Raw genomic sequence first — 6,453 nt, 5'->3', positions numbered from 1 at the left:
ACTCCGATCTTTGTTCGCGTCAAAGAATCAATACTTTTCAGTATGATAATGAGGTAGTCGGTCTACTAAAGAATATTTTACTTACGAAAACAACTGACGTGCCCAACTGGATGTGTGCCCCCATTTACAGGGATGCTATCGTACTCTATAATAGTTCGGGCGAAATTGTATCAGCACTGAATATCTGTTTAAGTTGTGAAGCAATGGCAATAGATAGCTCCAATCAGGTTGTCGCTGATTGCAGCACATATGAAATGCTCAGAAAGTTTTTTCAGGATGTTTCTCATCCTATAGAGATATGAACTAAATAAAGAAAATTATTTCCCATGCACAAAATAACAATAACAATATGTCTGATGGCCGTTGTGCTATTTTTATACATTTCAAGAAACAAAGTTCCACGTAATACTAACGATGTCATTGTACAAACAGCCAAATTTGACCTGACGGATACCATACCGAAAATAACCATTAAGGATACATCGCTCACATTCCCACAGATATTTGAGGGAAGTTTCACGAAGGCCACAAAAGTAGCGCAATTCGGTACGGAAATAACTTTTGATAAGATAGCTTTAGGAAATCTAAAGGTATCATCAGGCCAGATTATCGCAACTGATCCCGTTACCTTAAGGGATGCGGCAGCTTTTAGTGAAAATTTTCCTGTTGGAGAGTTTCCAGTCGAATTGGCAATGGCCAATATTAATGCCAATAAGGATCGAAGGGTCGCATTTGCACGCGTAAAATTCTCAGATGAGCCCATCCAAGAATGGGAGTTTGCGTTATTACCTGGAGAGACTTCTATCCCCCTCAAATCCAAAGAAATATATGGATATGGAGTAGACGCAGGACTAGGTCTTTTCGTTGATCAGGCAGCTAAGAATAGTCTGAATACGCTGCTCGGTAAAAATTGGGACATTATATTCTCCGAAAAATTCGAGGATTATTTAAATTACAGCTTTCAAAATCACAATGCCATCTTTTTCTCCACGGGGTATGGAGATGGTTTTTATGCGACTTACATCGGAAAGGACAGCGAGGGTACAATTTGTCAGCTGTTGACTGACTTTAATATTGTACTGTGGCGGAATGTTGCAGAATATTGATATTTATTATAGTCCGTAGTTTAGCTGGAGATTTCAAGCATTGAGACCATGCGATTCCGAAGCGAATTGATTGGTCATCAGTTTTCGAATCTGGAGGGTCAATGGCATCGAAATATCCAGCTAAGTCACTAAAGTCACTGTAATATTTCAATTCATAGCGATTACTCCAATGAACAATTGCTGATCAAATTTTTAATCACTTCGTTATTCAGATTTTGCTGCTGATCTGAAACAACTGAGAATGAAAATAAAACGCCGCCTTTTTCCACTAAGATGAGCCTCAGGAATTTTAAATTTCCGACATCATTTATTTTGACCTGCATGCCTTTACTGACAGCAAACCAAGTATCACTATGTTTGATGCGGGCTATCTTATCAAAATTTTCTTCAACAGCAACTATTTCAATAAAAGCCGGAATATAGAAAAACTCATTGCGCATCATTGTAGAAACATTGGTGGCCGCATTTTCCAGCTGTAATGCTTGGCTATTAAATAGAAAAAGAACCACTAGAATATCATCATTCTCAATGACAAGATCCGGCTGCATAATGACCTTTCTTAGTTTCTTTTCATTTGCTCCAAAACGGTCTTTTATAACCGAAGGAAAAGTATAACAATCTATAAAACTCTTTATCGTATTGTCCTTTACTATCCTAAAATCTCCTTCAGGTACCTTAAAAATAAAATTACATCTGTCAGTTATCAGCTTTAGAGCTTGAGATGATTTTACAGTTTTTATTGTGCCATTATAGAACTTCAGATCCCTGCGGTGAAAATTATCTGCAAATGATGTTTCGAGTTTTTTTCCCCTGGGTTTATTAAACAGAACAGCATCCTCCTTAATGTATTTTTTTAACTCTTCTACATCAAAAGATAAAGCACCAGGGTCACTAACGGGATCATAATAGAATTTTTCATGCTTGTAGAATCCATTATCTAAATGGGTAATAATAGCCTTGATCAGTTCGAAATCACCTGACCTCTCAGCATCCGTTAAATAACCTTCAACATCAGCTCTATGCAAGATCATCTTAACAGTCGAAATATCACAGTAAGGATGGGTTACAATAGCAAGTAGCAGATCATTCCCATCGTCGTAATTGTGATTTTTTGCAATAAAATCAAGTTCGATAGGTTCGTTGATTTCCTCCAACAGCTCCCTATCAAGCACATTTTCTTTAAAACTGTATTCAAAAAATGCTTTGCTTAGAAAAGCTGCTCTTTTTTCTGATATCTTATACTTCATCTACTAAAATTCTATTAAAATTTTGGCTAAAGATAGTTGGAAATTTACCGACTATTGTCGGCAAAACTATTTTACACTATTTCGTTTAAAAAGCACAACATAGTAACCAAAGTGATATATTTGCAACCTTAAACAATTAACTAATATTTATGAAATTAAAATTAGCCTATTTAATGCTTATAGCGATAGCATTTGTATCTTGTAAGAAAACAACCGAGGTAGAGATGTCTCTCTCCAATAGTGGAAAACTTACTTACAAATTAACTGACGCAAACGGTAAAGGCCTATCTAATGTAAAGATATCCTTGTTTGATCACTTGGACAGCTATTATGCAAGCAACAGTATATTAATCGATGAGCGTCGCACCGACGGAAACGGCCAAGTTGATTTTGGTGATCTAAATCCGAAAAGTTATCTAATAGTCGCTGATTCGGCAAAAGTAAACAATGTAAATTATACTGTTAGAGATTATGTTCAGGTCACCACTGGTATGACAAAGAACAAAGAGACCAAAGTGACAGACTTTTCAGGAACATTAGTCGTTAAAGTAACTTCCTATAACACGAATCAACCCGCAAAAAATATAGGTGTTCTCATCATTCCTGTTAATAACTACGAATATGAGCAATATATTTCAAAAAACTTAGCTAACGCAGAATTTAAAGGTGTGACTGGCGAAAATGGAATTGCTACATTAAAGATCGCATCTGGCAAAGATTATGTCGTCTTACTCTATAATATAACAACCTTGTCAAACCTTAACTGGGGCACAACATCCATTCAAAAAGGTATGACGATGAACTATTTTGCAGGTTTTTATCAATAATTAGCTGATAAAAAACTTTAATGATATGAAAGGCTATTTTTTTATTGTGCTCACACTGTTGATTGCAACAGTCTCCTGTCAGAAGGAGGTCGTTGTCAAACTGGCGGAAGGGGAAATTACGGGAAAACTAAACTACAAATTGACAGACGATACTGGTAAGGGATTGTCTGGTCTCAAAGTTTACATTTATAACCCTGGGAGCAAGCAAGATCCTAATTCACCGATAGATTCAGCTATTACGAGCAGTGTTGGCGAAATCAATTTTACGGATTTGTTACCTAATAATTATCAACTAAGGACAGATTCTATAAAATTAAATAACAACGATTACAGCGTCGATGAATATGTACAGATTACAGCGGGTATAGAACGTAAAAAGACAACAAAGGTAACTGATTTTTCGGGCACCCTGATAATTCAGTTACTATCGTACGAAACCCGCACCCCTATCCAAGATCAGGGAGTCGTGGCATTTCCTGTCAATAAGATCCATGTCACCTCTGATAATATCGCGGATATAGTAAAAAGCTCGACGCTGAAAGGGCTGACGGATAAAAATGGATGCGTAAGCCTAAAAGTACCAGCTAACCAAATTTTTGATTTTATTGTTCACCACAAGACATATGGTAACTATGGCTGGGGGTTTGGTTCTTACCAGGTAGCTAAGGGTAAAACGTTAAATATAACACTCTACAGCAGTTTTCTTTAACACAGTAACATTTCTTCATAACACTTACTGCCGCCTGAAAGGCAATCGACTTTTATAAAAAGAACGCTTTTGAACGAGCAGGTCAAACAGAGCCGATGTGGATCTATGCGGTGATGATTGACTTACGAAGATAAACTTACAATAAGCGTCTTGGCAAAACAGCTCCTCTTTCGTATCTTCGATACGGCTACACTACTTCGCCAAGTCGTTGCCCCATTGCCGATAATTTTATCTGAATTCATAACTGAACATAGCACCTTAAAATGAAAAAAATTTTTTTACTACTTTTTTGTACGCTAACATCAATAATTGGAAAAGCTCAAACGGAAAAGATTTACTCAAAAACATACGGAAAGAGTGAAAATCCGACAATAATTTTCATTCACGGCGGACCAAGAGGAAACTCGACACTCTTCGAGGGAACAACTGCAGAAAATTTAGCCGGAAAAGGTTTTTATGTTATCGTTTATGACAGACGTGGTGAAGGTCGTTCAATCGACACAACTGCAACATTTACTTTTCAAGAAGCAATTAGTGATTTAAATAGCATTTACGAAAAATATAACATCAAAAGAGCAAATATCATTGCTCATAGTTTTGGTGGTTTGGTTGGAACACTTTTTACAGAACAAAATCCTGAAAAAGTAAGTTCATTAATTCTTGCAGGTGCACTTTTTTCCCAACAAGAAACGTATAACCATATTTTGGAAACGACACGAAAAATCTACAAAAAAAAGAATGACACTTTAATGCTTTCCAAAATTTCTGAAATTGAAAGATTAGCTAAAAATTCGGCTGAATACAGAAAGCAATGTTATGAAATTGCAAGTATGAACAACTATTTCAAAATGCCATTTCCGACAAATGAAGCAAACCAATTGCGGGAAAATTATGAAAATAGTGAATATGGAAAAAGCAATATCCGAAATGACGACGCCCCTATTTTGTTCTATAAAAATGAAAACAAAAATAATATTGACACCAAACCTATTTTAAAAAAACTAGAAAAAGAGAATGTAAAATTATTTGCAATTTATGGTTTGCAAGACAAAATCTTTTCAGAAAAGCAATTAAGTGATATGAAGAAAATAGTTGGAAAACAGAATTTCAAGACAATTGACAATTGCTCGCATTATCCATTTGTTGACCAGCAAAACCCATTCATTGAAATAATAGAAAAGTGGATTAAATAAAAAACTACCACCAACAAGGTATTAGCAAAAAGTTAGCTGCAAGCATAACAAAACACACCAAGACAACAAAATTGAATTTATGACACCAATAGAAAGACTGACGTCCATTTTGACAGAACAATATATTTCAGAAGATGGTGACGAATATAAAGTAGAACTAAAAGAAGGTTTGACCAACCAGCAGATTGACGAATTAGTCAGACGACTGCCGACAGGACAAATTCCGCCAGAGATAAGAGAATTACTAAAATTTGCAAGCGGTTTTGAATTTTTCGGATTTGAAGAAGTCACATTTGACGGAGTAGGTCAATTTGGATTTGAAGAGTTTTTTCCTAATTCAGTTCAACTTGCGGGAGACGGACTCGGAAATTTTTGGATTTTAGATGTTGACAACAGTGGAAGTTGGGGAAGCGTGTTTTATGTGTGCCACGCCCCAGCTGTAATCGTAAAACACTCGGACAACTTAACTCAGTTTATAGAACAAATCGACGATTTTGGAAAAAATGGGAATAAGTCAAACCTTGATATTATTCACGAAAAAGTGGTTATGGATATTTGGAGCAAAGGAGATGGATTTATTGAACTTGAAAATGCAAGACAATCTAAAGACACAACTTTGAAAAACTTTGCACTATCACTTCCTGACAATTTTGTAATTGCAGACTTGAGAAACAAACAAATTCAGAGCGGATTTGCGTGGGGCAAATTCGGGCCGAACATTGACAAAGCAAAACGACACGAAACGGAATTAATTTGGGGAATTGAGAAGCCAATTAAAAAAGGATTTTTATCAAAATTATTTGGACGATAATGATATCTGACAATTTTTAGGCGTAGCCAAAGTCAGATCAAGTAGTGGTGGTTACACTCATGCTACCTGCGGTAAGTCTTGTCTTCTCTTTACCCACCCTACTTATCTATTTTAGTCATCTACGGGCTTAACAAACATAGTAAAATGGGCACAAAATGGTTACAACTAATTTTGGTTTCTACCACAATTCTTGGCATTGGCGCCACAATCTATTTATTTAATACCGTTGGAGTTATGTAACCAATAATCTGCTATTCAATCGCTGCAATTCTCTCTAGTTACTTTCTTGAGTTAGAAAAGGATGATTTGGAAAATTCAATAAACTTTCAAATCCAATAGCTTTTTAGACCATTCTTAAACATGTATTAAGGGTAAATGTTGAAAAATCAAGAATTGGGTATTCCGTCTTGAAATTTCGTTGATATCTCTACGGGAACCGTAATTAATTCAATAGAATGAGGATTTTGCTTTTGGGATGTTTAGTTTTGTTTAATACGCTTTATCGGTCAATAGCATAAGTGAGATTAAATAACAACAAATGTGCATATTCCGCACTATAC

6 protein-coding genes and 1 pseudogene are annotated in these 6,453 nt (G+C 35.8%); 6 read left to right on the top strand and 1 reads right to left on the bottom strand.

Features of this window, described 5'->3' with window-relative positions; genetic code table 11:
- Positions 1-302: pseudogene (locus tag B2X72_RS10420) on the top strand (hypothetical protein); the annotation flags it as partial.
- 24 nt (positions 303-326) lie between these two features.
- The gene (locus B2X72_RS10415; RefSeq protein ID WP_286849519.1) at positions 327-1,106 is read left to right on the top strand and encodes a DUF4241 domain-containing protein; all 780 of its coding nucleotides are present in this window, start codon (positions 327-329) and stop codon (positions 1,104-1,106) included.
- 161 nt (positions 1,107-1,267) lie between these two features.
- On the opposite strand, the gene B2X72_RS10410 is transcribed toward B2X72_RS10415, so the two are convergent.
- Positions 1,268-2,353, bottom strand: coding sequence for a DUF4274 domain-containing protein (locus B2X72_RS10410; RefSeq protein WP_075993127.1), 1,086 nt, complete (start codon positions 2,351-2,353; stop codon positions 1,268-1,270).
- Positions 2,354-2,502: 149 nt separating this feature from the next.
- Here B2X72_RS10410 and B2X72_RS10405 point away from each other — a divergent pair, with 149 nt between their 5' ends.
- The 4 genes from B2X72_RS10405 to B2X72_RS10390 all read left to right on the top strand — a co-directional run bounded on the left by B2X72_RS10405 (position 2,503) and on the right by B2X72_RS10390 (position 5,893).
- Positions 2,503-3,180, top strand: a complete 678-nt coding sequence (locus tag B2X72_RS10405; RefSeq protein WP_088161933.1) for a hypothetical protein — start codon at positions 2,503-2,505, stop codon at positions 3,178-3,180.
- 25 nt (positions 3,181-3,205) lie between these two features.
- Positions 3,206-3,889: a hypothetical protein gene (locus B2X72_RS10400; RefSeq protein WP_075993129.1), complete on the top strand. Its 684-nt coding sequence runs from the start codon at positions 3,206-3,208 to the stop codon at positions 3,887-3,889.
- 263 nt (positions 3,890-4,152) lie between these two features.
- Positions 4,153-5,082: an alpha/beta hydrolase gene (locus tag B2X72_RS10395; protein WP_088161934.1), complete on the top strand. Its 930-nt coding sequence runs from the start codon at positions 4,153-4,155 to the stop codon at positions 5,080-5,082.
- A 79-nt stretch (positions 5,083-5,161) separates the two neighbouring features.
- A complete protein-coding gene (locus tag B2X72_RS10390; protein ID WP_145327131.1) occupies positions 5,162-5,893 on the top strand; it encodes an SMI1/KNR4 family protein in 732 nt (243 codons plus the stop codon).
- The last annotated feature ends 560 nt before the right edge of the window (positions 5,894-6,453 follow it).

The sequence above is a fragment of the Sphingobacterium sp. UBA7253 genome (genome assembly GCF_002472745.1).
In the GTDB taxonomy this organism is placed as follows: domain Bacteria; phylum Bacteroidota; class Bacteroidia; order Sphingobacteriales; family Sphingobacteriaceae; genus Sphingobacterium; species Sphingobacterium siyangense.
This window is presented reverse-complemented; position numbering and strand designations above follow the sequence as displayed.

Excerpts from the sequence above, each read along its gene's own strand:
- B2X72_RS10415 (WP_286849519.1), top strand. The coding sequence starts at position 327 with ATGCACAAAATAACAATAACAATATGTCTGATGGCCGTTGTGCTATTT.
- B2X72_RS10410 (WP_075993127.1), bottom strand. The coding sequence starts at position 2,353 with ATGAAGTATAAGATATCAGAAAAAAGAGCAGCTTTTCTAAGCAAAGCA.
- B2X72_RS10405 (WP_088161933.1), top strand. The coding sequence starts at position 2,503 with ATGAAATTAAAATTAGCCTATTTAATGCTTATAGCGATAGCATTTGTA.
- B2X72_RS10400 (WP_075993129.1), top strand. The coding sequence starts at position 3,206 with ATGAAAGGCTATTTTTTTATTGTGCTCACACTGTTGATTGCAACAGTC.
- B2X72_RS10395 (WP_088161934.1), top strand. The coding sequence starts at position 4,153 with ATGAAAAAAATTTTTTTACTACTTTTTTGTACGCTAACATCAATAATT.
- B2X72_RS10390 (WP_145327131.1), top strand. The coding sequence starts at position 5,162 with ATGACACCAATAGAAAGACTGACGTCCATTTTGACAGAACAATATATT.